General features: G+C 68.0%; 19 protein-coding genes. 17 read left to right on the plus strand and 2 right to left on the minus strand.

Translation table 11 applies throughout. The annotated features are described in order from the left end of the window. Nucleotides 1–12 precede the first annotated feature (12 nt). From J6U32_RS14525 to J6U32_RS14575, 11 genes are all read left to right on the plus strand, one after another. Nucleotides 13–1,035 carry a helix-turn-helix domain-containing protein gene (locus J6U32_RS14525; protein ID WP_208790971.1) on the plus strand — a complete coding sequence of 341 codons (1,023 nt, stop codon included), beginning with the start codon at nt 13–15 and terminating at the stop codon, nt 1,033–1,035. Nucleotides 1,036–1,613: 578 nt separating this feature from the next. Continuing rightward, nucleotides 1,614–2,447 (plus strand): thymidylate synthase, encoded by an 834-nt coding sequence (locus J6U32_RS14530; RefSeq protein ID WP_208790972.1) that lies wholly within the window; start codon nt 1,614–1,616, stop codon nt 2,445–2,447. Nucleotides 2,448–2,520: 73 nt separating this feature from the next. Further along, nucleotides 2,521–3,015: a dihydrofolate reductase gene (locus J6U32_RS14535; protein ID WP_208790973.1), complete on the plus strand. Its 495-nt coding sequence runs from the start codon at nt 2,521–2,523 to the stop codon at nt 3,013–3,015. A gap of 1 nt (nt 3,016) precedes the next feature. Beyond that, nucleotides 3,017–4,252: a winged helix-turn-helix domain-containing protein gene (locus J6U32_RS14540; RefSeq protein ID WP_208790974.1), complete on the plus strand. Its 1,236-nt coding sequence runs from the start codon at nt 3,017–3,019 to the stop codon at nt 4,250–4,252. A gap of 206 nt (nt 4,253–4,458) precedes the next feature. Next, nucleotides 4,459–7,341 carry a phosphoenolpyruvate synthase gene (locus tag J6U32_RS14545; protein WP_244331973.1) on the plus strand — a complete coding sequence of 961 codons (2,883 nt, stop codon included), beginning with the start codon at nt 4,459–4,461 and terminating at the stop codon, nt 7,339–7,341. Then, nucleotides 7,334–10,819 (plus strand): AMP-binding protein, encoded by a 3,486-nt coding sequence (locus J6U32_RS14550; protein WP_208790975.1) that lies wholly within the window; start codon nt 7,334–7,336, stop codon nt 10,817–10,819. The genes J6U32_RS14545 and J6U32_RS14550 overlap by 8 nt, the downstream gene beginning before the upstream one ends. Continuing rightward, the gene (locus tag J6U32_RS14555; RefSeq protein ID WP_208790976.1) at nt 10,816–11,139 is read left to right on the plus strand and encodes an acyl carrier protein; all 324 of its coding nucleotides are present in this window, start codon (nt 10,816–10,818) and stop codon (nt 11,137–11,139) included. The genes J6U32_RS14550 and J6U32_RS14555 overlap by 4 nt, the downstream gene beginning before the upstream one ends. Then, on the plus strand, nt 11,123–12,223 hold the full coding sequence (locus J6U32_RS14560) for an SDR family oxidoreductase (protein ID WP_208790977.1): 1,101 nt from the start codon (nt 11,123–11,125) through the stop codon (nt 12,221–12,223). The genes J6U32_RS14555 and J6U32_RS14560 overlap by 17 nt, the downstream gene beginning before the upstream one ends. Then, nucleotides 12,220–13,212: a nucleoside-diphosphate kinase gene (locus tag J6U32_RS14565; protein ID WP_208790978.1), complete on the plus strand. Its 993-nt coding sequence runs from the start codon at nt 12,220–12,222 to the stop codon at nt 13,210–13,212. The genes J6U32_RS14560 and J6U32_RS14565 overlap by 4 nt, the downstream gene beginning before the upstream one ends. Beyond that, nucleotides 13,209–14,204, plus strand: a complete 996-nt coding sequence (locus J6U32_RS14570; RefSeq protein WP_208790979.1) for a ScbA/BarX family gamma-butyrolactone biosynthesis protein — start codon at nt 13,209–13,211, stop codon at nt 14,202–14,204. The genes J6U32_RS14565 and J6U32_RS14570 overlap by 4 nt, the downstream gene beginning before the upstream one ends. Continuing rightward, nucleotides 14,204–15,133 carry a hypothetical protein gene (locus J6U32_RS14575; RefSeq protein ID WP_208796130.1) on the plus strand — a complete coding sequence of 310 codons (930 nt, stop codon included), beginning with the start codon at nt 14,204–14,206 and terminating at the stop codon, nt 15,131–15,133. Before J6U32_RS14570 ends, J6U32_RS14575 begins: the two co-directional genes overlap by 1 nt. 27 nt (nt 15,134–15,160) lie before the next feature. Here the strand turns inward: J6U32_RS14575 and J6U32_RS14580 are convergent, their stop codons facing one another. Further along, a complete protein-coding gene (locus J6U32_RS14580) occupies nt 15,161–17,800 on the minus strand; it encodes a cytochrome P450 (RefSeq protein WP_208790980.1) in 2,640 nt (879 codons plus the stop codon). Nucleotides 17,801–17,840: 40 nt separating this feature from the next. On the opposite strand from J6U32_RS14580, the gene J6U32_RS14585 reads away from it, so the two are divergent. Together J6U32_RS14585 and J6U32_RS14590 are read left to right on the plus strand one after the other, a co-directional pair. Then, nucleotides 17,841–19,121: a glycosyltransferase gene (locus tag J6U32_RS14585; protein WP_208790981.1), complete on the plus strand. Its 1,281-nt coding sequence runs from the start codon at nt 17,841–17,843 to the stop codon at nt 19,119–19,121. Nucleotides 19,122–19,206: 85 nt separating this feature from the next. Next, a complete protein-coding gene (locus tag J6U32_RS14590; RefSeq protein WP_208790982.1) occupies nt 19,207–19,971 on the plus strand; it encodes an HAD-IIB family hydrolase in 765 nt (254 codons plus the stop codon). Nucleotides 19,972–20,017: 46 nt separating this feature from the next. On the opposite strand, the gene J6U32_RS14595 is transcribed toward J6U32_RS14590, so the two are convergent. Continuing rightward, nucleotides 20,018–21,715: an alkaline phosphatase D family protein gene (locus tag J6U32_RS14595; protein WP_244332957.1), complete on the minus strand. Its 1,698-nt coding sequence runs from the start codon at nt 21,713–21,715 to the stop codon at nt 20,018–20,020. Nucleotides 21,716–21,997: 282 nt separating this feature from the next. On the opposite strand from J6U32_RS14595, the gene thyX reads away from it, so the two are divergent. From thyX to J6U32_RS14615, 4 genes are all read left to right on the plus strand, one after another. Next, on the plus strand, nt 21,998–22,750 hold the full coding sequence (gene thyX / locus J6U32_RS14600) for an FAD-dependent thymidylate synthase (RefSeq protein ID WP_208790984.1): 753 nt from the start codon (nt 21,998–22,000) through the stop codon (nt 22,748–22,750). Nucleotides 22,751–22,855: 105 nt separating this feature from the next. Then, nucleotides 22,856–23,764: a 4-hydroxy-tetrahydrodipicolinate synthase gene (gene dapA, locus J6U32_RS14605; protein ID WP_208790985.1), complete on the plus strand. Its 909-nt coding sequence runs from the start codon at nt 22,856–22,858 to the stop codon at nt 23,762–23,764. Further along, nucleotides 23,761–25,773 (plus strand): ribonuclease J, encoded by a 2,013-nt coding sequence (locus tag J6U32_RS14610; RefSeq protein ID WP_280118956.1) that lies wholly within the window; start codon nt 23,761–23,763, stop codon nt 25,771–25,773. The genes dapA and J6U32_RS14610 overlap by 4 nt, the downstream gene beginning before the upstream one ends. 95 nt (nt 25,774–25,868) lie before the next feature. Next, complete coding sequence (locus tag J6U32_RS14615; RefSeq protein WP_208790986.1) at nt 25,869–26,504, plus strand: TIGR03085 family metal-binding protein; 636 nt, start codon at nt 25,869–25,871, stop codon at nt 26,502–26,504. Nucleotides 26,505–26,634 lie beyond the last annotated feature (130 nt).

Raw genomic sequence — 26,634 nt, forward strand, 5'->3', positions numbered from 1 at the left:
AACGGAGACGAGATGGCGTACTGGTCCACGGCCGAACTGAGCTTGTCCGACCAGTCGCAGTTCTGGGCGGAGGTTGTGTGCAGAGCATTCACGCCTTTGGTGCCTCGCCGGACACGAGCACATCAGTCCGACAGTATTGCGCCTGACGGGATGCCCGGATGGGTGCGGACGCGGCCGTTGAGTGCGACTAACACCGCCGAGATCTCGGCCTGTACTCAGCTGATCACCCACGGTGCTGCCGAGGTGCGGCAATCCCCAGAGGATGTGTTCTTCGTGAACATGCAACTCGCCGGGACGTGCTACGGAGAACAGGAAGGCAACCGCTGCGTGGTGCGACCCGGCTCTTTCGCCGTCTTCGACACAACCCGCCCGTACTCTCTGGAATTCCGCGAGTCGGATAGAAACCTCTGGCGGGCAATCTCTTTCCGGATTCCGCAGTCGCAATGGTTTCAGGTGACGTCAGCACTGCCCCTTACCTCGGCAGAAATCAACGGTGCGGTGGGTGCCGGTGCGGTGGTGAAGTCGATGATGGCCTCACTGTGGAATCAGCAGGCGCACCTGTCGGGGTCGTCTGTCGACGCACTGGATCATGCCTTCACCGAAGTACTGGCCGGAGCGCTCGGGCCCGACACGACCGGTATCCGGCATCTCTCCGAGACCGTTGGTGGGCGAGAGTATCTCGTCGAGAACGCCCGCAGGTACATCCGCGCGGTACTGAGCAGGGGCCGGGTGACCGCTCCCGAGGTGGCACGGGCGTCATGCGTGTCGGTCCGCTCGCTCCATCGCGCATTCGAGGAGTCGGGAACCACATTTGCCGAGTTTGTGCGCACCGAGCGAGTTTCGGCAGCATGCCGCGACTTGACGAACAACCCTGGTCGCTCAATGGCGGAGGTCGCTGCGAGCTGGGGATTCTGTGACAGTTCGCATATGACACGGACCTTTCACGCGACGCTCGGGTGTACCCCGACGGAGTACCGCGCCCGCGCGGGTACATGTGCTCCCAGCCGTTCGCGGGCGATCGACACCTGCGCGTGACCGTCCTGGGGGTCACGGCGTCTCGGGCTCATTGCCCGAGTCGCCGGACGGACCGCCCCAGGTATCCGGCCGGCGTATTCTTCGGTCTCGGTCTCAACACCGAGACAGAGGTGGCACTACCGGCTCTTGCTGGCACCGGAGCGGTTGCCGGTCTGCCGTGGTATGCGGTTCTGGTGCTTCCCTGCTCTTGGCCAGCGGCTGAGCCTGACGGACACCGTGGAAGGGATGTTCATGACGGTCGCGTGCGACTGGGTACTGGCTCATCCCGTGCGCAAGATCTAGTACAAGCTGACGATCACCGGTCTCTCGATCGCGGTCGCGTTCCTCATCGGAACGATCGAACTCGGCGGTGTACTGCATGACGACTTCGGCAGAACCATGCCGCCATCAGGTGGATCAGCGGCGTGGACCTCAACTCCTCCCGTATCGCCATCGTCGTCGTGTTCGTCCTCGTGTGGGCGGTGGCCATCGGTACTGGAGGCTTGCCGGGGTCGACGACCGCGCTGTCGCGCTTGGCGCAGGGCCGAGCCGCGTCGCGTCGCGTCGCCGGCAGGCGAGGCTGGCCTAGACTGGCTCACGTGAGCACGGCGATTCACGGCAGCGCGCCGACCGGTACGATCCCCACCCCGTACGAGGACCTGTTGCGGTTGGTGCTCGACACCGGCACCCCGAAGGCCGACCGCACCGGGACCGGTACGCGCAGCCTGTTCGGCCATCAGTTGCGCTACGACCTCGCCGCCGGATTCCCGCTGATCACCACCAAGAAGGTGCATCTGAAGTCGATCGTCTACGAGTTGCTCTGGTTCTTGCGGGGAGACTCCAACGTGCGATGGCTGCAGGACCGCGGGGTCAGCATCTGGGACGAATGGGCCGACGCCAACGGTGATCTCGGCCCCGTCTACGGAGTCCAGTGGCGCAGCTGGCCGACGCCGTCGGGGGAGCACATCGACCAGATCTCGGCCGCGCTGGACATGCTGCGGACCAACCCGGACTCGCGCCGCAACATCGTCTCGGCCTGGAACGTCGGGGAGATCCCGCAGATGGCGCTACCTCCCTGCCACGCGTTCTTCCAGTTCTACGTCGCCGACGGCAAGCTCTCGTGCCAGCTGTATCAGCGCAGCGCCGACCTGTTTCTCGGCGTGCCGTTCAACATCGCGTCCTACGCCCTGCTGACCCACATGATGGCCCAGCAGGCCGACCTCGACGTCGGCGAATTCGTCTGGACCGGCGGCGACTGCCACATCTACGACAACCACGTCGAGCAGGTGACCCGCCAACTGTCGCGGGAGCCCTACCCGTACCCGACACTCGCGTTGCGCAAAGCGGATTCGATCTTCGACTACGACTTCGACGATGTCGCCGTCGTCGATTACCGGTCGCACCCCGGGATCAAGGCGCCGGTGGCGGTCTGACCTGTCGCGGTCCGGGTGTGCGCACCCGCATTGCGCCGCATGAGTTGTCGGGGGCGGCCGTTACGCTGGGTTCATGGGCGGCATCACACTCATCTGGGCGCAGGATCGGGTCGGCGCGATCGGCCGTGACAACACCATCCCGTGGCGTGTGCCCGAGGACATGGCACGGTTTCGCGAGGTCACCGGCTCGCACGCGGTCGTGATGGGACGCAAGACCTGGGAGTCACTGCCCGAGCGTTTTCGGCCACTGCCCGGGCGGCGCAACATCGTGATCACCCGCTCGCAGACCTATCGCCCGGAGGGGGCCGAGGTGGTCCACACGGTGGCCGACGCGCTGGCGCTCGCCGGCGCCGACGCGGTGGTGATGGGCGGCGGAGAGATCTACACGGCCGCGATGGACCACGCGACTCACCTGCGGGTCACCGAGATCGACATGCTGGTCACCGGTGCCGATGCGTTCGCCCCGGTGATCGACGAGAGGTGGCACGCGACGACCGAGACCGACTGGGCGCAGTCGAGTACCGGGACGTTCTATCGGTTCGTCGACTACGTGCGGCACACGTCGTAACGTGGCCGCCGTCCTCACCACGGCTCAGGCCCGCCGCATCGCGCTGACGGCACAGGGATTCGCCGACCGGCCACCGACCGGGGCCGTCACCATGCGCCTGGTCGAACGAGTCGTGGCCCGCACCAAGCTGTTTCAGATGGATTCGGTCAACATCGCGGTGCGGGCGCACTATCTGCCGCTGTTCAGCCGGCTCGGCCCCTACGATCAGGCGCTGCTCGATCGGGCCGCCTGGCGGCCCGGCCGCGGGCGCCGGTTGTTGACCGAATACTGGGCGCACGAGGCCGCGCTCATCCCCGTCGACGACTGGCCGCTGTTCGGGTTCCGGATGGCCGAGTACCGCGACGGACGCTACCGTCACACGCGAGACACCATGCGACGCAACCGTGAACTCGCCGACGATGTACGCGCCGTGATCGCCGAGACCGGGCCGGTGACCCCGCGGCGCATCGAGGAAGCCCTCGGTATCGAGCGCGCACCGCAGGCCGCGGGCGGCTGGTGGAACCGCGGCGAGGTCAAACACCTCTGCGAGGCGATGTTCGCCTCCGGCGAGTTCGCCGCGACCCGCGACGACGTCTTCGGACGTCACTACGACCTCGCCGAGCGGGTTGTCGGCGCCGATCGGGTGGACCGCCGTGTCGAGCGGGACGATGCGCACCGCGAACTCGTGACGCGTGCAGCATCGGCCCTGGGGGTGGCCACTGTCGCCGATCTCGCCGACTACTACCGACTCAAGACCGCCGACGTGCGGCCGGCCATCGCCGACCTGATCGACTCCGGTGTCCTGCAACCGGTTTCGGTGGATGGGTGGCGCGATGGTGCGTACCTCCACACCGCTGCAACGGTTCCCGCCCGGGTCCGCGCGGCCAATCGTGAACGGGGAGCCATTCTGTCGCCGTTCGATCCGCTGGTGTTCTTTCGGCCTCGTACCGAACGAATCTTTGGTTTTCACTATCGAATCGAGATCTACGTTCCCGAACACAAACGCGTGCACGGGTATTACGTCCACCCGTACCTGCTCGGCGACGAGATCGTGGCGCGCGTCGATCTCAAGGCCGATCGGCAGCGTGGGGTGCTGATGGTGCCGGGAGCATTTTCCGAGGCGGGACAACATCTTTCGGAGATCGCGTCGGTATTGCGACGCGACCTGCAGGTGTTGGCCGACTGGCTCGGGATGGAGTCGGTCGAGATCGGTTCCCGCGGGGACCTTGCCGACACGCTACGTCATCTCTTCGACTGACAAGCCAGAACTGCGCAAAGTAACGCCCCGACAGGGTTCCCGATAACCACCACAAGTCGCGCTCATCGGCGAGGACGGCGGAAAAGCGTCGCTCGTGGCCGTGATCGGCGAGCGTCGAAGAGGTGGTGCGGATCGTCGCGCAGGGTTGCGATGCCGTCCGTTCCGGCACAGGGTGACGACAGGCCCGACCCGACAGAGGAGCTGGTGTGGAGCCATTGGAACAGACAGCGGCAGATCGGACAGCACGGGACCGACCGGGCGGTCCGCACGGTGTCGCGGGAGACCCCGGCGGGAAAGCGCGCGGGCTGGTACGGCTGGCCGACATCGGCGTCGCCGTTCCCGAGTGGGTGGTGCTCGGTGCGGATCTGTTCGAAAGGTATGTGACGGCAACAGGTCTCACGAATCTGAGGGAGCTGGTGAACTCGGCCGAGGACGAGCGCTCGGCACAGCGGTATGCGGCAGACCTACGGGAGCGAATTCTGGCGTCGCCGACGCCCGGCGACATCGACGATGCAATCGACGCGGCGTGGTTGCGGCTCGGCGGGGGACCGGTGGCGGTGCGGTCATCGGTGGCGGCCGAGGACGGTGCCGACCTCTCGTACGCAGGCCAGTTCGAGACCTACCTCAATGTCACCGGAACACAGGATATCTCGCTCCGGGTGCGTCACTGCTGGGCGTCGGCGTATGCGGCGCGGGTGCTCACCTACGGGTGGGCGCGCGGGGTCCACGACGTCGGTGCGATCGCCGTGGTGCTGCAGCGACAGCTCGATCCGTGGACCAGTGGCGTCGTGTTCACCGCCAATCCGATGACCGGTGCGCGTGACGAGATGGTCGTCAGCGCGGTGTACGGACTCGGGGAGGGGCTCGTCTCCGGCGCCGTCGACGCCGACACCGTCATCGTCGGTTCCGACGGGTCGGTGCGCGATACGACCGTCGGGGACAAGGACTTCCGGGTCGTCACGCTGCCCGGTGGTGGCGTCGCGAGCGTCGTCGTCGACGACGCCGAGCGGCGGCGCGCGGTTCTGACCGACGGCCAGATACGGGAACTCGTCGCGACCGCCGAGCGGGTCGAGAGGGCCCTCGGTGGACCCCAGGACATCGAATGGGCCTTCGACGGTGCGGGTCTGTGGTTGCTGCAGGCCCGCCCGATCACCACCGTGAAGACCCCCGCGCCTCCGTCGAGACCGGTGTCGGACCGGCTGATCCGCGGTGCGGGCGAGTGTGTGGCCGACGACGATCTGCGAATCTGGGACAACTCCAACATCATCGAGAGCTTCAACGGGATCACCTCGCCCCTGACCTACACGACTGCCGCCGACATCTACGGTCGCGTCTACCGCGGCTACGCCGAGTCGATGCATCTGCCGCGAGCGGCACTCGCCCAGATCGACACCTGGACGCCGGTGATGCTGGGCTGTTTTCACGGACGTGTGTATTACAACCTGCTTCACTGGTACCGGATGGTCGGCATCGCGCCGGGGCATGCCCTCAACCGCAAGGTCCTCGAGGCCGCGCTCGGAGTCGCCCAACCACTCGACAAGGACCTGGCGCGAACGCTCAAGCCCTACTCCCTGGCCAACCCGATCCGGCGGCTCGCCGTGCGAGCGGTCACCACGGCAGTGTACCTCCGTCGGATGCGCGACATCGACGACCTCGTCGAGGACTTCCTCACCGAGTTCTATCGCGTCTACGACCACTTCGAGAACCTCGATGTGGACACCATGACCGGTGAACAGGCCTATCGCACCTATCGCGAGGTGGAGGGCGATCTGGTTCGCCGATGGGGCCCGCTGATGGTTCTCGACGCCATCCTGCTCACCCTGACCGGCGCGATGTATCTGTTGACCAAGATCTTTCTGCCCAGGGCGCCCGAATGGTTCCTCTACGCCGTCGTCGGACCGGGCGCCGACGTCGAGTCCGCCGAACCGGCCCGGGCGATGGCCGCACTCGCCGACCTGGTGTCCGCGGACCCCGACGTCCGAGAACTTGTCACCACCGCCGAACCCGCCTCGATCCGCCGTGCCCTGCACGAAGGCGGCCACGATACGGTCGCCGCAGCGGTGGAGGACTACCTGCAGCGCTACGGATACCGAAGTCTCGACGAACTGAAGCTCGAAGTCCCCGACCTGCGTGAGGATCCGTCGTCGGTGTTCGTCATGCTGCGCAGCGCACTGGCGCGCAACGCGGAATCGGCCGCACCTCCCGACCCGGGCACGCATTCGGATCCGGCCATGCGCTCCCTCGGTCCGCCGCCGGAGTCCGCCCAGCAGTACCTCGACGCCCACCTGCACGGACTGCGTCGCCGGACGTATGACGCGCTGCGCGGCAAACTATCCCGGTGCGCCGCACATCGCGAGCGGCTGCGATTCGCTCGCACAAGGGCTTTCGGCATGGTCAAACGGTTGATCCGCGTGATGGGTCGCGACCTCGCCGAGCGTGGGGTGCTCGACGACTTCACCGACGTCTTCGAGCTGACCGTGACCGAACTCCGCGAATGTTACGAATCGGGCCCACCCGACGATGTAACGGCCATGGTGTGCGCACGCAGATCGGCCCGCCACGCGGACTCGACCCTGATCGCGCCGGAACGCTTCGAGACCCGCGGACAGCGGTTCGACGACGAGGCACTCGCCGCGCAGGGCTGGACTCCCGTGGCCGAGACCGCCGCTGCGCCTGCGGGATCGGTGCTCGCGGGCGCCCCGTCGTGTGCGGGATCGGCCGAGGCGACCGCCCATGTGGTGACCGAACCGATCGGCGTCGACGGCGGGATCCTCGTGGCCTATCGCACCGACCCCGGGTGGGTGGCCGCACTGCCGTCCGCCTCGGCACTGGTCATCGAACGCGGCAGCCCGCTGACCCACGTAGCCATCGTCGCCCGCGAACTCGGCATCCCGACAGTGGTGCAACTCCGTGACGCGACGGCGTTGCTGCGCACCGGGATGCGGGTGCGCGTCGACGGCACCGCGGGAACCGTGACGGTCGTGACGGACGCGCCGCAACCGACCGATACCGCACCCGACGACCCGCCATCGTCGGCCACCACCACCCCGGACGGGGCGCGACTCGAGAGGACCCCCGACCATGCGTGATCGAACCGGCCGTGACGCACCCGAGATCATCCGAGGATGGCTGCGCGACCCCGCACCGGACAAGGGCATTCACCTCGCCGATGAGGACGGCGGTTGGACCTTCCACTCCTACACCGACATCGCGGGGCGAGCGTTGCGCATCGCCGGTGCCATGCGAGAGCACGCGGTACGGCCCGGTGACGGAGTGTGCGTGATCCTGCCCACCGATGTCACGTGCGCGGCAGCGTTCTACGCGGTGTGGGCGTGCGGCGCGGTCTTCACTCCGATCACCCCACCGACCTTTGCCGACCTCGACGAGTACACCGCGCACGCCGCGTCGATCCTCGCCCAGGCGGCTCCCGCGCTCGTCGTGACCGCCCCGGGCCTGACGCCACTGGTGACCGACGCGGTGTCCGCGGCCGGACTCGATGCCCCGGTCATGGAGGTGGGCGCCGCAGGTTCGGATGCGACGCCGCTCGACGATCTCGCGCCGACGACCGAATGCGCTCTGCTGCAGTTCACCTCCGGATCCACCGGCACGCCGCGCGGGGTCGAGATCTCCTGGCCGAACCTCGCGACCAACACCGCGATGATCACCGACCTGCTGTGCTGGCGTGCCGATGAGCCGATGGCGTCGTGGCTTCCGCTCTACCACGACATGGGATTGGTCGGCGGTTTCCTCACCACGGTCACCAATCAGGAAGATCTGTACCTGATGCGACCCGACCAGTTCGTGCGTGATCCGGTGCGCTGGTTGCGCGCGATGGAGATCGCCCGCCACACACCGTCTCCCTCGTTCTCCTTGGGCTATCTGGCCCACCGTGTTCGCCCCGAGGACATCGACGGTCTCGACCTGTCGGGATGGCGCACCCTCGCGGTCGGTTCCGAGCCGGTGGAACTGTCGGATCTGCAGTCGTTCTGCCGTCTTGTCGCCCCGCAGGGCTTCGACCCGGCAGCGATCACCCTGGCCTACGGACTGGCCGAATCGACATTGATGGTCAGTTCCTCGAGGCGGGACCGACCGATCACCCTGCTCCGACCGGCCTCGCCGCTTCGGTTCGGGGAGACGGTCGACACCGGCCGGTGTGCGGTGTTCGACGTCGACGCCGACTATGCGGGATCGGGATGGATTGCCGGCCTGGGGTGTTCGACCCCTGACTCCGAGGTCGCCGTCGTCGATGACGATGGCCGGCCGGTGCCCGAGGGGGTACTCGGTGAGGTCACGGTCCGCGGTGGCTCCGTCGCGCGCGGCTATCTCGCCGGTTCATCGGGCGGTTCGACGCGCATCGTCGACGGGGTGCTCCACACCGGTGATGCCGGTTTTCTCCGCGACTCCGAGCTCTACGTCCTCGGTCGGATGGGATCGAGCCTGAAGGTGCGGGGCCGCTCGGTGTTCATGGAGGACGTCGAATCGACGGTGGCGGTGGAATGCGGGATCACCAAGGGCAAATTGGCAGCGGTGGCGATCACCGATGCCGGGTCGAGAGGCGTCGCACTGTTCGCCGAGACCGCGCCGGGAGAATGGATCTCCCACGCCCGCACGGTCATTCGCGGGCAGCTCGGGCCCGCTCAGACGGTCACCGTCATCACCGGAGGGCGCGGCCTGATCCGGCGCACCTCGAGTGGAAAGCCGCGCCGGCGCCACATGTGGCAGATGTTCACCGCAGGTGAGATGGCCGACGCCGTGGTGCATGAGGTCGACGGGACCGCGAGTACCGCTGCGACGAGCACCGTCGCGTCCGCCCGGGAGGCCGGCGACGACCGGGCCGTTCCGACGCTGCCCGCGCAGCGCGTGGCTCAACTCCTCGATACCGCACTCGACTCGATCGTCGTTCCCGACAACTGTGCGATCGTGTTCGAGGGGTCGCTGGCCGAGGGATTCGGCAACGAGGGCTCCGACGTGGACTTTCTCGTCGTGGCGGGCGGTGACGAAGAACTACCGACGTTACCGACCGTGCTGTTCGGTGACGGGCGCCGCCTCGAGGTGCGCACCCGCTCGCTCGCTCAACTGCGGCACCACTTGCAGACGGTCGCCGATCATCTGGCCGCCGGCACCGTTTCCGAGCTCGACGAGGATCTCCTCAACCGGTGTCAACGATTCCTGCGCTCGACCACGATTCGCACGAGCGCACTCGTCGACCTCGACGAGCTGCGGGCGATCATCGACCACCGCCGGTTCGGCGGCGTGATGGCGCGATGGTGGCGCCACCGCACGGTCTCGGTGCTGCGGCATGTCACCACTCTGCGGACCCTCGGCGCCGACGACGAAGCGCTCGGGTGGATGCGTGATGCACTCGTCCAGGCAGCCAAGGCATGGTGCGCCGAGCGCGGCGAAACCTATGTGGAGACCAAATGGCTTCCCCGGCAACTCGATCGGATCGGCGACGAGAAGATCACCGACCGGTGGACGGCCGCGACCGCACCGTCGGTGCCCGACGCCGACGCGACCGGTTCGTGGTGGGTCACTGCCACCGACCTGCTCGCGGACCTCGGAATCGACGCGAACGAGTGGACGGATGCGCGGCAGCTTCGGCTCGCGCGTGTTCCCGGGGTGACAACGTGGACCATCGGTTCGCGTGTGCACGTGGTGCGTGGCGCGCGGGACGTCTTCGTGCTCTCCGATCCCGCGGCACAAGCGTGGCGGCAGATGGTGTTCCGTCGTCCGGTGGCCGAGATCTGCGACCGTGCCGGGCAGGCGGAGCACGGCCCGGTCGCGGAGTACCTTGCCGAGTTCCTTCGACTCGGTGTCGTCGGAGTGGACTGGGCAGGCGCCGGGCCCATCCGGCCGGCGATGGCGATGTGCGAGGCCACCGAACCGTACACACCACCGCCGGCCATGAGCGGTCCGATCGTCGGACTGGGTGGGGCAGTCGCCGCGCCGGGGTTGGGCATTGCAGAGCTCTCGCCGTTGCCCGCAGAACGTTTCGCCTCGGCCGGCCTGCAACTCACCTGGGCCAACATCGTCGCCGAGAACGCGCGGGAAGATCTCGTCGGCGCCCTCAAGAGTGGGCAGGGCGGTGTGGCCGATGTTGCGGCGCATCGCCTGATCGCCATGATCGCCCGAATGGTGCTCTCGGCGTGGGGAGTTCATCCTCTCCCTCCCGATGCCACCCCGGCAGCCACGCTCCGCAGGGTCCTGCAGAGCCCGATGATCGAACCCTCGATACCCGCCGTCATCGAGCGGGCCGCCCATGTCCGTTTCGACGACATCTTGTCTTCCGGCGGCGACGGACTCGCCGAACTCGAGGTACTCGACGGACTCCTCGGCGCGGTCCGGGCACTCGTCGGAAGTGACTTCCCCGCCTCCTTCGACTCCCGCGACCAATGGCGCCGCACCCTCGAGATCGCCTACGACTGGGTTCGTCTGGGCACTCACCTGGGGGTTCGGTTGCCGCTGGCCGAGGCCGCCGACCTGATGAACAGCGGAGGCGGACAACCACATCCGGTCGCCGACGCCCCGCCGGCACCGTCCACGCCGCTCGGGGGTGGCGCCCGGTGAGCATCGACGAGCAGCACACCTCGGGCCCGGACCGCCAGGTCCGACGGATCGTGGTCGCGATGGCGCCGAATCCGCCCGCGGATGCGCCGGCGGCAACCGATCGCCTCCGCGAGGACCTCGGATACGAATCCGTCCGGCTCATCGAGCTCACCATCGCCCTGGAGAGAGCGTTCGGCCTGTCGCCCCTGCCGCCCGCCGAACTTGCCGGCGTGCGCCGGGTCTGCGACGTCGTCGCCCTCATCCGTCGCCAGATCGGAGACGACCACAGTCTCCCGGTCGGCGCCGACAGATCGGAGAAGGCCGATGACCCCGTCACATGATCGCCGGCGTGATCACATCCTGGTGACCGGTGCCGCGGGCCTGGTCGGTACCGAGGTGTGTCTCAGGCTCGAGGCGGCGGGCTGGCCGGTGATCGGCGTGACCCATCGCAACGAATCACTGATCGCCAACGACGGTGCACCCGTGACCATTTCCGACACGATCACCGGTGACGTGCGACTCGCCGGATTCGGTCCGGCGATGGCCGCCCGGGCCGATTCGCTGGCCGGTCGGGTGTCGACGATCGTGCACTGCGCGGCGACCACCGCCTTCGATGCCGCCGACGAGGACTACGCGCAACTCAATGTGGGTGGCACCGCGCATGCGGTCGACCTCGCGCGCGCCTGGGACGTCCCGTTGGTGCACGTGTCGACCGCATACGTCTGCGGCATGCGGGGCGGCACGATCGCCGAGGACGAGCTCGACGTCGGCCAGGTATTCGGAACCCGTTACGAGAAGAGCAAATTCGATGCCGAGAAGCTCGTCGAACGGGCCCGTGCCGACGGGCTTCGCGCGGTGACGGTCCGGCCTGGCATCGTGACCGGCGTGAGCACCGACGGCGCCATCCGGGACCACAAGAACCTCTACACCGTCGTCAAACTCATGGTCGAGGGCAAACTGCGCACGCTGCCGGGGCGCTATGACGCCACACTGTCGCTCGCGCCGGTCGATCATGTCGCCGACATCGTCGCCGCCGCCGCGTGCCAAGCCGTAGATCTCGATGGAAAGGTGCTGCACGCGGTGAGTTCTCGACCATTGACCCTGCGGGAGCTCTCCGACGTCCTGGCCGAGTATCCCTCCTTCCATGTGGCCACCTTCGTCCCGGATGCCACCTTCGATCCCGATGCACTCGAGGTGATCGAACGCGAGTACTTCCGCCGGGTGGGCTCGCTCTACACCAGCTACTTCCAACGGCGACAGTACTTCTCGACTCGCAATGCCGAGACTGTTCTGGGGCGGCCGGCACCGGACTGCGGCCCCGAATACCTGCGCTTGCTGCTCGACCATTGCCTCGACATCGGCTATCTCGGTGCGCCCCTGCCCGATGTGGAGACCGTTCTCGCCGGCCTCGGTGGTGCTCGATGACTCTGAAGACCGAACGCGCACACCACGCGATGACCCCCATGACCGCCGATCTGCTCACCCGGATCGGCGTCGACGGCGCCGACCTGTCGACCCGCCTCGGCGACACCTACGTGCTCGAGGCGATCGAACATCTCGATCGGATGGGCGTGGAGGCAGGCTGGTTCGCCACCCGGTGCTCACTACTGCTCCTCAAACCCGACGCGGTGGTGGCCCGGGGTGTCGCGCCGACGCTGGAGTGGCTGTCGGCACATCGGTGGCGAGTTCTGCACGCCGCGCGGGTCGAGTCGGGACGCCACCTCGCGAGGGCGTTGTGGCAGACCTCGTGGACACGGGCGTCGGTGGAGCGCCGCCGACTGGCCGACCTCCTGGTCGAGATATGCGACTCCATGGTCCTGCTCGTCACCGACGACCGAAGCGCTGTCGGCGTTTCCGAGGGCGCTGTCGAGGACGTCGAGGGCGCTGTCGGCGTCGTGCAGGGCGCTGTCGGCGGGGAGTCGGCGACCGAGCGGCTGACGCGGGAGAAGGGACCCACCGATCCGACGGCGGGTGCCCCGGGTGAGCTGCGGCATGCGCTCGGTCACCGCAGCTACCTGCTGAATCTCGTGCATACACCCGACACGCCCGTCGAGGTGTTGCGGGAATGGGCGATCATGCTCGACGAACCAGCGCGCGCGGCCTGCCTGCAGGACGTGATCGACGGTGGTGTCGGCGTCGACGAGCGGGTGGCGGCGTTGGCTGCGGAACTGTATTCGCAGACACCGGCGCGTGAATTCGGGCGCGCAGTGGCTGCCGAGCTGGTCGCTGCCCAGATGAGTGCTGCTGCATGTACTGCGACCCCGGTGCCCGACCTCACCGATGACCGGGTCTGTGCCGACATGCTGCGCAGCGCCTGGGCGAACGGGATCGACCTGGACCCGTGGTCGGTGATCGTGCTCGGCTCCCACATTCTGCCCATGACATCCGACCCGACCCGACGGGAGTGCAGATGACCACGCACATGACACCGGCCCCGGACCATCTCACCGTGGCGCCCACCTTCCACAGTCAGACGATTCCGCGCGAACTCGTTCATCGGTGTTCCGTCTCGGAGGTGTTCGTCACGTCGTTGTCGCGCGCACAGCCGGATCTCGGCGACGACGAATTCCGCGTCGGTGCGCAGCTTCCGCGGATGCACGCCTACTTCGGGGATCACCGTGGGGCGCAGGCGGGTCGTCACGACCCGTTGTTGGTGATGGAAACCGCGCGGCAGGCCGCAATCGCGGTGACCCACCAGTTCTTCGACGTACCGCTCGACAGTGCCTTCCTGGTCCGCACCTTCAACGGCGCCGCCGACGCACCCGTTGACGACGAGTTGTGGCGGCCGCGATCCCGGCCCGCAGACGTTGACATCTCCGTCGGCATCGGCGCCCGCCATGTGGTCGCCGACCGGCTGACGGGACTCGACATGGTGCTGGCGATCTCGGCTGATGGTGTGCCGTTGATGACCGTGGACGGGTCGTTCTCCTGGACGACCCGCGCGCAATGGTCGGCCCTGCGAGCCCGGGCGCGCGACGGTGCGGAACGCGGGCGCGTCCACGTGGCCGAGCCGGCAGATCCACATGTCGTCGGCCGCTGCGACCCGCGCAACGTCGTGGTCGGGGTGCGCGCGCGGGACGGCCACGAGACGCGGGGCGAACTCGTCGTCGACACCGCCCACCCGGGATTGTTCGATCACGAACTCGACCACGTGCCGGGCACCCTGCTCCTCGAGGCGGCGCGACAGATCGCGCTTGCCCATGTCGGTGCCGACGTGCGGATCGCAACGGTCCGCTGTTCGTTCGGCCGGTTCGTCGAACTCGATCGGTCGGCGATGTGCATCGCACGTGTCGATCACGGGCACGACCCGACCGACCCCGGAGCGGCCACCTCGGTGATGGTGACGATCGAGCAGGGCGGCGCCGTGTGTGCCGAGATCCGGCTGGGTGTGGTGACCGGGACGTGATGGTGGCCGAAACCCTTCGGGCGTCGTCGGTCTCGGTCGTGCGCATTGCCCGGTTCACCGCGGTCATGTTCAAGCCGCAGTATCTGCTTTTCGGGGTCCTGTGGGTGCTGGCGGCCGAAGGGACTGCGGCCCGGCTCAGCGAGGTGCGTTGGGATCTCGGTCCGGCAACCGTCGTGCGTGTGGTGGTCGTGGTGCTCGTTCTGCTGTTCCTGCGGATGGTCGACGAACAGAAGGATCTCGACTACGACCGCGTGTATCACCCGGGCCGGCCGCTGGTGACCGGTGCGGTCACCGCTGCCGATCTGCGCGTCGCGATGCTCGTGCTCGGTGTGGTCGTGGTGGTGCTGTCCGGGATGGCGAGTGCGGGCTCGGCGATCGCGATCGCGGCGGTGCTGGCCTACGGGCTCGGTCTGTGGGCCGCCGAGACGCTGTGGCCTGCGTTGCGACGCTCGGTGCTCGGCAATCTCGCAGTCACCTACCCGGTGCAACTGGTGTTGGCGGCGTACGTGATCGGCTCGGCGGTCGACACCGGACAAGTGGGGGCAACATGGTCGACGGCGTGGGTCGCGGTGCTCATGGCCGGGTCGTTCCTGCAGTTCGAGTTTGCGCGGAAGATTTCCCGCCGGCCGCGACCCGGTGAGATGTACTACTCGAATCCGCTCGGTGCCGCCGGCGCGGTCGGTGTCTCGATGGGCTTCGTCGCCCTCACAACCGTCGCGGTCCTGGTGATCTGGACGCCGTGGCGGTTTGGAGTAGTTTCTGCCCTCTTCGGTTGGACGGCAGTCGTTCTCGCCGTCGTCCCGGTCGGCGCCACGGCGGTGTGGCTGCGCTCGCGCCATGAGGATTACCCGCCGACGCCCGCCGCGGTGTACGTCCTGAGCGTCTACCTCGCGGTGATCGGCGCGGCGCTGGCCACCCCGACGGGATGAGGTGACCCAGCGATGATTACCGCACCCTCATCGCCTCGGCTCGAGGCGCACCCGGACCTGCGAGGGAGCGGCGACGAAATCGGTCGTCGACGGCCGCGCCCGGCGGCGGCCGGCCGGACGGACATTCCAGCGCGAGTAGAGTGCCGCCGAGCACAGCAGGATCGTCGAGATCGCGAACGTGTTTCCCGGGCAATGGCGTTCTCCCACACCGAAAGCGAGATCGGCTTTCCGGTCGAGATGCCCGGCTCGGTCCGCCTCCCATCGGTTCGGGTCGAAGGTCTCCGGATCGGTGTAGAACTGTGGGTCGTGCAGGACGAGGTACGGGCTGTAGATCACCGTCGAACCGTCCGGCAGGGTGAGACGTCCGGTGTCGTCGTCGCCGAAGGTGACCGGCCCGTCGGCGGTCTGACTGCTGATCCACGGCCCCCACATCCGCAGTGTCTCGGCCACCACCCGACGCAGGTACGTGAGCTGTTCGAGGTGGTCGGGGTGTACCGGTCCCTCGCCGACGACGCGTTCGACCTCCTGTGCAACAAGGGAACTCACGTGCGGGTTGCGGGCGACCTCGTACCACACCCAGGCCAGGATCGATGCCGTCGAACCGACGCCGGCGGCCACCATAAGCAGCAGTTCGTCGATGATCTCGTCGTCGGACAGGCCGATTCCGGTGTCCTCGTCGGTGTGTCCGACGAGGACCGACAGGACGTCGCCGTGATCGACGCCTTGGCTTCGGTAGCGGCGAACGACGGTGCCGATGGCCTCGCGCAGCATCGCCGAATCGCGGGCGAAACGCCGGTTCGCGCGCATCCGCATCCGGCGGACGGGGGCGGGCAGCGCGCCGCGGATGATCACCTCGCCGAGCAACCAGGGCACGGTCTCACGCACCCGATCGAGCGCGTCGGCGCCGAAGTCGGCACGGAACAGCGTCGAGGTGACGGTCTGCAACACCAGACCGTGCGCCTCGGTCCGCAGATCCACCGGATGCTCATCGGTCAGACCGCGAGACCAGTCATCGGCGATGGCAGCCGTGGTGACCGCGTACCGCGCCAGCCGACGCGCGCGCAACGCCGGTGCCATCTGACGCCTGCGCACCTCGTGGCGTCGCCCGCAGAGAACATTGGAAGCCTCCCGGATCGCCTCGTGCATCGCCTCCTGCAGATCGGCGCGGTGGAACTCGCCCGCGGTCCGAAAACCGATCTGCCGGATTGTTTCCGGAGTCGTGACCAGATAGGCGGGCCGGGTACCGAGGTCCACGCGCACCACCGGGCCGATACGGCCCAGACCGACGATGAAATGCAGTCCCTGGCGCAGGGCGACGAGGCTGTGGCCGAGCCCGGGTACGCGTCCGGGGGCGCTCGGGACGTCTTCGGGCCGCGCGGGCACACACTCTCGGCGCCGTCGCTCGGCACCGACGAGGTCCCGGTAGATCCCGACGGTCTGCCGGGTCATCCGGGACTGGGGAACAGCGGTGTCGGACAGCGCTTCTCGTGCAGCATCGAGCCGCGCCGGGTTGGCGAGCACCGCTGCGATGGTCGCGGCGACGGAATCGGCCGACGCATCGGCGGCACGCAGCCCGCCGCCGGCGGGTACCGTCTCGTCGAGGTCGCGATCGCAGTAGATGACCGGAAGACCGGCAGCGGCGGCCTCGAGCAGGACCAGTCCCTGCGTGTCGAAACCGGCCGAGGTGAACAACAGCGCGTCGGCGTCGGCCATCGCGGCCAGCACACCGGCCCGGTCGGTCGGCCCGCGCAACCGGATACGTTGTCGCAGGCCGAGTTCGTCGACGCGCGTGCGAATGAGAGCTTCTTGATCGCCGCCGCCCAGGATGTCGAGTGTGCATCCCGGGGTCGCCGCGACCGCCTCGACAGCCACCATCGGACGCTTCTCCGCGGAGATCCGGCCGCACCACAGCAATCTGAGCGGATCGTCGTGGCCGTGGGCAGACCGTCGCGGCAGTGTGGCCAGGAGATCGTCGTCGACGCCGCCCGAGACGACGCGGATGACACCCGAGAGGCCGTGGCGGCGCAATCGTTCGGCGAAATGCTCGGTCGGTGCGATCACCACGTCGGCGGTACGCGCCTGCGCGAGCATCGTGTGCCACACCTGCCGCGCGGTGCGGGATTCGGTTACCCGATCGACGCCTCCGCGATGTGTCGACGAGCGGGGGGACACGAAGCAACGCTGCAGCATTCGCATTCCCACCGCGGACGCCCAGGGCGCAGGGGAGGTGCGTTCGATGAACACGTCGTCGCGGCTGTGCATCGTCTGGACCAGTGGAATTCGGTGCCGGCGGGCGACTTTGGCGCCGAGGATCGCAACCCCATAGGTGGTGTGCACGTGCACGACGTCGATCGGGGCGCGTCGGATCAGTTCTTTCTCGACCGCCGCGAGGACTCCGCGGGTGGGCACGACGAACGGAAAACCGTTGACCGACAGCGCCCGCGGTGCGGGCACGGTCACGAGCCAGGCGGGCACGGTGGCACCCGGATCGGTCGGTGCCGGCGCGAACACCGTCACCCGATGTCCAAGGCGTTCGAGCGCCCGGCGCTGGTCGTGCACCGCGGTGGAGATGCCACCGAGAGATCCCGGCGGGAAGTCGGTGAACATGGCGATGTGCAGCCGGCCGTGGGGCTCGCCGGGCTCGGGCGTCGCACTGTCGGGTCGCATTGTCTGCAGGGTAATCCACCCAGCAATCGAAAGGAGTCACATGAGGATTGCGATCCCGCTGACGGGAACACGCGGAGACGTCCAGCCGGCGGTGGCGTTGGGGGTGGAGTTGCGCCGCCGCGGACATGACGTCCTCGTCGGAGCGCCACCGAATCTCCTCGACTTCACCCGTCGTGCCGGTCTCGACGCCGTGAGCTGCGGACCCGATGTGGCACAACTGTATTCCTCCGATGAGGGACAACGAGCGTTGGCCGCGGGCAGCAGCCTGGCTTTGATGCGACTGGTCGGTGCGCAGATGGCCGACTATGCGTCTCGGATGAACACGGAGGTGATCGAGGTATGTCGGGGTGCCGACGTGGTGGTCGCGACGCTGCTGACCGAGGATCGTGCGGCGTCGGTGACCGAGGCCTTCGACATCCCGATGGTGACGATGCACGGATTCCCGGGTCGGCCGAGCCGCAGCTATCCGTTCCCCGGCGCCCTGCCACCGACGATGACGCCGCCCGCAGTGGTCAACCGCGCGACATGGCTGGTGGCCGACAACGCGCGCCGGCTCGTGTTCCTGCGCTACCTGACCGAGCTGCGTACCGAGCTGGGTTTACGCCGCAGTCTGGCGATACCCGCCCAGATATGTGCTCGCCGAGGGATTCCGGAGATCCAGATCTACGATCGCGCACTGGTGCCCGGCCTGGCCGAGGAGTGGGGGCAACGGCGACCGCTCGTGGGATTCCTTCCGCTGGAACCCGACACGCGTGCCGCGGTCGGCGACCTCGACGGTGACCATGCCGAGGTGACCGAGTGGATCGACGCCGGAAGCCGGCCGGTGTACTGCGGCTTCGGCAGCATGCCGATCCGTGACGCATCGGCCACCGTCGCCATGATGCGGACGGTCGCAGCACGTCTCGGCGTGCGCATCCTCGTCAGCGCGGGGTGGAGTGATCTCGATCCGGGCGCTCGCGGCGTCGCCGAGGGCGACGTGATGATCACCGGTGCGCTTGCGCACGATCTGATCTTCCCCCGATGTGCGGCAGCGGTGCATCACGGTGGGATCGGCACGACCTTCGAGAGTCTGCGCGCGGGCCTACCGACACTGATCTGTTCGGTGTCGTTCGACCAGCCGATGTGGGGTGGGCAGGTGACCAGGCTCGGCGTGGGCGGCCATCTCCGGTTCGCCGACCTCGACGCCGATTCGCTCACCATGGCACTACGCGCCGTCCTGCACCCCGACACCGTCGATCGTGCGGCCCGGTTCGCGGCACGACTGACCGACCATTCCGATGCCACCGCACGCACGGCCGACATCGTCGAGGCCGCCGCGTGAGCCGGAATGGCGGCAGCCGGTCAGCGATGACATGCTTGTGCCCCGACCACTGGAAACATCCACACAACAGAGGTGAGACACGACGATGACGGTGACCTTCGGCGATCACGACTACGCGCTGGTGATGTTCGACCTCGACGACACGCTCGCGCCGTCGAAGAGTCCACTCGACGACGCCATGGTCGAGGTGCTGCGGCGGCTGCTGCAACGGTCACTGGTGTGCATCATCTCCGGGGGGCGCTACGAGCAATTCCGTGCCCAGGTCCTCGATCGGATCGGTGGCGTCGACGAGGTCGCCAACCTGCACCTGATGCCCACCTGCGGTACCCAGTACGTCCGCTACTCCGACGGACAGTGGGAGACCGTGTACGCCGAGGACCTCACCGACGACGAGAAGCAGCGCACCCTCGACGCCCTGGAGACCGGCGCGAAGGAACTCGGCCTCTGGGAGAGCGAGACATGGGGCCCGATCCTCGAGGACCGCGGCAGTCAGATCACCTACTCGGCGCTCGGACAGTCCGCGCCGGTGGACGCCAAGAAGGCATGGGACCCCGACGGTGCGAAAAAGGAATCGCTGCGCGCCTATGCCGCGGAACGACTTCCGGATCTCGAGGTCCGCAGCGGCGGGTCGACATCGGTGGACGTGACCCGCAAGGGCATCGACAAGGCCTACGGCGCACGCAAACTCATGGAGATCCTCGACCTGGGCCTCGACGACATCCTGTTCTTCGGGGACCGGCTCGACGAGGGTGGCAACGACCGCCCCGTCCAGGACATCGGCATCACCTCCGTCGCGGTCGAGGGCTGGGAGGACACCCACGCCAAACTGGTTGCGCTGCTCGACAACTGAGCCACCGCCCCCGTTCGGGTTTGCGAACCGGGTGGTGGGGAGATGCTCAGTTGATCGGCGCCGCGGCCGGTTGCACGCGTGGCGATCCGGCCATCACCCGGTAGGAGCGGCCGTGGTACCGACCGGTCCGTGGATCGGCCTTATCGGTGACGAACCACCAGTCCATCTGTGCCGCAGCCGGTGTGACGGTCAGTACGGCGTATCCGTGAGCATCGAAGTCGTTCCAGCGGACGTGCCGGTTGGCCGCCATCAGTGCCGGCGAGACGGCCGCACCCGCGGTGTGCTCGGGCACGCCGAGGATGTCGTCGATATTGCTGGAGGTGACCGAGGTGACGACGAGTTCGGTTGCCACCGAACCGCTTCCCGGATAGTCGGCGGCATCGACCGGGATGTCACACGCCCACGACGAGTGGATGTCGCCGGTGATGAACACCACGTTGGTGACCTTGTTCGACCGGATCGCGTCGAGCAGGCGACGGCGATCGGCGGTGTAGCCGTCCCACTGATCGGGGTTGTAGGGCAACCCCTCGGCGGGTAGCCCGAGGGACTCGGTGAGGGCGGCGGTGGTGCGTGTGTCGAGCGGGGGCAGCAACACCGGTGAGATCATCACGGGATTGCCGACGATCTTCCATCGCGTCGACGAGGACGCGATACCGCCGGTGAGCCAACGCATCTGGGCGGCCCCGGTGATCGACCGGGCCGGGTCGTCGATGCGATTCGACGACATCGAGACCTGTTGGTCGCGGTAGGTGCGCAGGTCGAGCATCGACAGTTCGAGCAGCCGACCGAAGCGCAACCGTCGATAGAGGTGTGTGCCCGAGTCGTCGGCGGCCGAGCGCACCGGCATCCACTCGTGGTACGCGCGTTCGGCGGCGGCCTTGCGTGTCGCCCACGCACCCTCGTCGGGCGAGTGGTTCTCGGCACCACCGGCCCACGCGTCGTTGGCGGATTCGTGATCGTCCCAGGTGCAGATCCACGGCAGAACACGATGGAGCTCCGCGAGATCCGGATCGGTCTTGTACTGCGCGTGACGGACTCGGTAATCGGCGAGCGTGACGATCTCGTGTCGAGGTGAATGTGTGCGCACCGCACCGGCTTTACCGGTGTACTCGCCGGTGCCGTACTCGTAGAGATAGTCGCCGAGGGCGACGATGGCGTGCAGGTCTCGGTGGGAGCGAAGATGCCGGTACGCGCCGAAGTACCCCGCCTCCCAATTCGCGCACGACACCACCCCGAAGCGCATCCGCGACACGTCGGCGTCGGGTGATGGCGCGGTGCGGGTGCGGCCCACCGGCGACACCGCCCCGGTGGCCGGCCCGGAGGTCACGCGAAACCGGTAGTGATACTCGGTGGCCGGCGTGAGGCCGGCCGCATCGACCTTGACGGTGAAGTCGTGCTCGGCGACGGCGTCCACCGCGCCCGACGCGACGATCGTCCCGAAGTGCTCGTCGTGGGCGAGCTCCCACCGCACGGTGCCCCCCGCGCCACGCCCCGAGCCCGGCACCGCGTCGGCGGTCGCGGTGATCCGGGTCCAGAGGATGACCCGGTCGGGCAGCGGATCACCCGAGGCGACACCGTGGCCGAAGACCGCGGAGGTCACGGGAACCGACGCCGGTGCCGCGAGGGCGTTGGTCGCCCACAGGCCCGCCACCGGGCTCGCCGCGCACAGCGCGGCACCGGTCTGCAGAAGCCGTCGCCGCCCGAGCGGGCTCACAGCAGTCTGGTTCACAGCAGTCGGGTTCATGCGCGGCTGGTTCACGGGGCATCATTGTGCGGCATTTCCGACATATCGCCATGGCCGACCTCGTGTGGCGCTCACATCGGTGCTGGTCGCCACAGCGGTGACACCGACGCGACGCCGAGAATTCACCTGCTGCTCATCGCGATCGCCGTCGTGTGCACAACAGGTCGGTCCGGCACGGGGTGGGCGGAATCGCCACGGATGCCGGTGGGACAATCGATGACTGCGTTCTCCTCCCGCCCGGGGGACGCGGCGATGGCGTGAGGCGAGTGACGAGGAGGCGACGTGTCCGAGATGGTTCCGTTGCGGGTGCAGATGGTGGCTTCCACCGAGTTCACCGCGCCGTCGGATGTGCCCTGGACCACCGATGCCGACGGCGGCGAGGCCCTCGTCGAGTTCGCCGGTCGAGCCTGCTATCAGAGCTGGGACAAACCGAATCCGCGGACCGCGACCAATGCCGGCTACCTGCGCCACATCCTCGAGGTCGGGCACCTCTCGCTTCTCGAGCACGCGACGGTGACCTTCTACATCACCGGCATCTCCCGGTCGTGCACCCACGAGCTCATCCGCCACCGGCACTTCTCGTACTCCCAACTGTCCCAGCGGTTCGTCCCCGAACACGATTCGAATGTGGTTGCGCCCCCGGCCATCAGCGGCGATGCGGAACTCGAGCGCTTGTTCGTCGAGGCCACCGACGCCAGCCGCGCCGCCTACGCCGAACTCCTCGCCGCGCTCGAGGCCAAGTTCGCCGACGTCCCCAACGCGATCCTGCGTCGTAAGCAGGCCCGGCAGGCCGCGCGGTCGGTGTTGCCCAACGCCACCGAGACCAAGATCGTCGTCACCGGCAACTACCGGGCGTGGCGCCACTTCGTCGGGATGCGGGCCACCGAGCACGCCGACGTCGAGATCCGACAACTCGCCGTCGAATGCCTGCGCCAGCTGATGGAGGTCGCGCCAACGGTCTTCGGCGACTTCGAGATCGGCACGCTCGCCGACGGCACCGAGGTCGCGACCTCACCGTTCGTGCTCGAGGGCTGAACTCCGCAGTGGCACAGGGGCCGCCAAAGTGCTGGTGACGCGCCTTTCTGCGACACGCAGTGCCCATTGGCCGCAGGCCACGGCGCCCCGGTAATCTTGACCACCATGAGCGCAACCGAGTCACAGCCACAGGCGCACCCGTTCGGGACCAACGTCGTGGCGATGGTCACCCCCTTCCGTCCCGACGGTTCGCTCGATCTGGACAAGGCCGCCGAGCTCGCCGACCACCTGGTCGGCAAGGGCTGTGACGGACTCGTGGTCAGTGGCACCACCGGTGAGTCGCCGACCACCACACCCGAAGAGAAGATCGATCTGCTGCGCACCGTTCTCGACGCCGTGGGGGACCGCGCCCGCATCACCCAGGGTGCGGGCAGCTATGACACCGCCGAGAGCATCCGCTTCGCGCAGGCGTCGGAGAAAGCCGGTGCGCACGGTCTGCTCGTCGTCACGCCCTACTACTCCAAGCCGCCGCAGGCCGGTCTGCTCGCGCACTTCCGCGCGGTCGCGGATGCGACCAGCCTGCCGGTTCTGATCTACGACATCCCGCCCCGCTCGGTGGTGCCGGTGGCCAACGAGACGATGCTCGCCCTTGCCGAGCACCCGCGGATCAAGGGCGTCAAGGATGCCAAGGGCGATCTGCATTCGGCCGCGGGGTTGATCGCCTCCACCGACCTCGAGTACCTCTCGGGCGAGGACGCGCTCAACCTGCCGTGGCTGTCGATCGGGGCGACCGGCTTCGTCAGCGTGATCGGCCATCTCGTCGCAGATCGATTGCGCGACATGCAGATCGCGGTGGAGAAGGGTGATCTGCAGACCGCCAGGTCGATCAACACCACGATGCTCCCGCTCGTCAACGCGATGGGACGGCTGGGAGGGGTGACCATGGTCAAGGCGTCGTTGCGCATACTCGGACTCGACGTCGGGGACCCACGCCTGCCGCAGGTACCCGCAGACGCTCCGCAGATCGAGTCGCTCATCGCCGATCTGCGCACGGCCGGATTGCTGAACCGATGACCGGCCCCCAGCGCCGCCGCAGCGCCCGACGCCAGGCCGGACCGCCCGAGCCCGCACCCGCCACCGATACCGCCGGCTCACCGGCCCCCGCCTCGCCGACCCCCGCCTCGCCCGCCGTGGCCCCCCCGAAGGCCTCAGCGTCTGGCGGAGGGTCCGAAAGTGCGGCTGCGCAGCAGGATTCGGCCCGCCACGCCGCATCGGCGCCGGCGGAGAACCGAGGTGGGGGTGAACCCCGTCGGTCCGGTCGGCACGAGCGCCGTGACAACGCGCGAGGTGCACGAGGCGGTGGTGGCCGGGATCGCGGTACCTCCACGCCGCCGGCACCGGTCGATCGACTCGGTACGCCGCGTCGTCTGCCGAAGGGCGCGCTGCGTGTGGTCGCCCTCGGCGGCATCGGTGAGATCGGCCGCAACATGACGGTCTTCGAGTACAACGGCAAACTGCTGATCGTCGACTGCGGGGTGTTGTTCCCCGAGGACGCGCAGCCGGGCGTCGACCTCATCCTCCCGGACTTCCGCTACATCGAGGACCGGATGGACGATGTCGAGGCGGTCGTCCTCACCCACGGGCACGAGGATCACATCGGTGCGGTCCCGTTCCTGCTGCGGCTGCGTGGCGACATCCCCGTCGTCGGATCCAAGTTCACGCTGGCACTCGTCGCCGCCAAGTGCCGCGAACATCGGTTGCGTCCCAAGCTCATCGAGGTCCGCGAGGGCGAGCGGACCACCCACGGTCCCTTCGAGTGCGAGTACTTCGCGGTCAACCACTCCATCCCGGACGCGATCGCCGTCGCGATCCGGACCCCGGCCGGACTGGCCCTGCACACCGGCGACATCAAGCTCGACCAGCTGCCCCTCGACGGCCGGCTCACCGACCTGGCCGGATTCAGCAGACTCGGCGACGAGGGCGTCGATCTGTTCCTCGTCGACTCCACCAACGCCGAGGTGCCGGGATTCGTCACCCCCGAACGGCAGATCGGGGGAGTGCTCGACCAGGTCATCGGCAAGGCGCGCGGCCGGGTCATCGTCGCCTCCTTCGCCAGCCACGTGCACCGCATCCAGCAGATCATCGACGTCGCACACACCCACAACCGCCGGATCACCTTCGTCGGACGCTCGATGGTCCGCAATATGCAGATCGCCCAGGACCTCGGTTATCTGCACGTGCCCGACGGTGTCGAGGTCGACATGGACACCGCGGCAACCCTGCCCGACCACCGGGTGGTGCTGATCTCCACCGGATCTCAGGGTGAGCCGCTCTCGGCGCTGTCGCGGATGGCCCGCGGGGAGCACCGGCAGATCAACATCCGCTCCGCCGACCTGGTCGTCCTCGCGTCGTCGCTCATCCCCGGCAACGAGAACTCGGTGTTCGCGGTCGTCAACGGCCTCGCGAAGCTGGGTGCCACGGTCATCACCCAGCAGAGCGCCAAGGTGCACGTCTCCGGCCATGCGTCGGCCGGTGAGCTGCTCTATCTCTACAACGCGGTCCGGCCGAGCAATGCGATGCCGGTGCACGGCGAGTGGCGTCACCTTCGGGCGAATGCCGCGCTCGCCGAGGCGACCGGGGTGAATCCGGATCGGATCATGCTCGCCGAGGACGGCGTCGTCGTCGACCTCGTGGACGGGCAGGCGCAGATCGTCGGCCGGGTCCCGGTCGGCCACGTCTACGTCGACGGTCTGTCCGTCGGTGACGTCGGCGAATCGACGCTGTCGGAACGACTCGTCCTCGGAGAGGGCGGCTTCATCGCGATCACCGTCGCCGTCGACTCCACCACCGGGCGTGCGGTGAGTACCCCCGAGGTCTCCGGTCGCGGCTTCTCCGACGATCCGGACGCCCTCAAATCCGCCGCCGACCTCGTCGATCAGGTGCTCGACACGCTGGCTGCCGAGGGCGTCTCCGACACCCACCGCATCGCGCAGGGCATCCGCCGGACGGTGGGCCGGTGGGTGGCCGACACCTATCGGCGCCGACCGATGATCGTGCCGACGGTGCTCGCCGTCGGCGACTGACGCGCTGCTGATCCCGGGCCCGCTGACACCATGCGTCGCCGTGATGTCGGGCCCGGTGGGCTACGGTCGACGACCGCAGACAGTAGCGTTGGGGTGTGAGCTTCGCACAGGATGAACGCCGTGCCCTTGTCGACTCGATGCGAGAGGTGGGTCCGGATGCGCTGACATTGTGCGCCGGATGGACCACCCGCGACCTCGCCGCGCATCTCGTGGTCCGGGAACGCCGACTCGATGCCGCACCGGGAATCCTGATCAAACCCCTCGCCGGGTACACCGAGAAGGTGCAGGCATCGGTGGCCGCCGACACCGACTGGGACGCACTGCTCGCCGACCTCGCCTCCGGCCCGCCGATCTTCTCACCGATGCGACCACTGGATCGGTGGGTGAATCTGGCCGAGATGTTCATCCACCACGAGGACGTGCTGCGCGGTGCCGCCGATCCCGACAGCGAGTGGGTTCCGCGCGTCCTCGACCCCGGACTGCAGGACGCGCTGCGCATGCCGTTGCGGTCGATGAGCAAGATGACCCTGCGCTCGATGCCGGCGCATGTCACGCTGCGTGGCACCGACGGCAGCGACCTCGCCTCGGGTGGCAGCGGCGATCCGGTGACGGTCACCGGTACGCCCGGGGAGTTGCTGCTGTTCGCGACCGGGCGGACGCCGGTCACCGTGACCTTTGACGGCGACCCCGGGCAGATCGACGAAGTGAAGGCCGCGGCCCACGGGTTCTGATGGCCGGCGGTTCTGATGGTTTGCGGATTCGGGAGCACGACGGCAGCGAAATCACCACGTCGTGGGTCACGAATTCAACACGCGCCGGTGTTGCCGGTGTTGCCCGTGTGACTGAGGTGATCATTGCCGA

This window comes from Gordonia polyisoprenivorans (assembly GCF_017654315.1).
GTDB lineage: Bacteria > Actinomycetota > Actinomycetes > Mycobacteriales > Mycobacteriaceae > Gordonia > Gordonia polyisoprenivorans_A.

Bases quoted from the DNA above. Each gene is read 5' to 3' on its own strand.
- J6U32_RS14565 (WP_208790978.1), top strand. From the start codon at position 12,220: ATGACTCTGAAGACCGAACGCGCACACCACGCGATGACCCCCATGACC.
- J6U32_RS14570 (WP_208790979.1), top strand. From the start codon at position 13,209: ATGACCACGCACATGACACCGGCCCCGGACCATCTCACCGTGGCGCCC.
- J6U32_RS14550 (WP_208790975.1), top strand. From the start codon at position 7,334: ATGCGTGATCGAACCGGCCGTGACGCACCCGAGATCATCCGAGGATGG.
- dapA (WP_208790985.1), top strand. From the start codon at position 22,856: ATGAGCGCAACCGAGTCACAGCCACAGGCGCACCCGTTCGGGACCAAC.
- J6U32_RS14575 (WP_208796130.1), top strand. From the start codon at position 14,204: ATGGTGGCCGAAACCCTTCGGGCGTCGTCGGTCTCGGTCGTGCGCATT.
- J6U32_RS14585 (WP_208790981.1), top strand. From the start codon at position 17,841: ATGAGGATTGCGATCCCGCTGACGGGAACACGCGGAGACGTCCAGCCG.
- J6U32_RS14590 (WP_208790982.1), top strand. From the start codon at position 19,207: ATGACGGTGACCTTCGGCGATCACGACTACGCGCTGGTGATGTTCGAC.
- J6U32_RS14525 (WP_208790971.1), top strand. From the start codon at position 13: ATGGCGTACTGGTCCACGGCCGAACTGAGCTTGTCCGACCAGTCGCAG.
- J6U32_RS14580 (WP_208790980.1), bottom strand. From the start codon at position 17,800: ATGCGACCCGACAGTGCGACGCCCGAGCCCGGCGAGCCCCACGGCCGG.
- J6U32_RS14560 (WP_208790977.1), top strand. From the start codon at position 11,123: ATGACCCCGTCACATGATCGCCGGCGTGATCACATCCTGGTGACCGGT.
- J6U32_RS14595 (WP_244332957.1), bottom strand. From the start codon at position 21,715: ATGAACCCGACTGCTGTGAACCAGACTGCTGTGAGCCCGCTCGGGCGG.
- J6U32_RS14535 (WP_208790973.1), top strand. From the start codon at position 2,521: ATGGGCGGCATCACACTCATCTGGGCGCAGGATCGGGTCGGCGCGATC.
- J6U32_RS14610 (WP_280118956.1), top strand. From the start codon at position 23,761: ATGACCGGCCCCCAGCGCCGCCGCAGCGCCCGACGCCAGGCCGGACCG.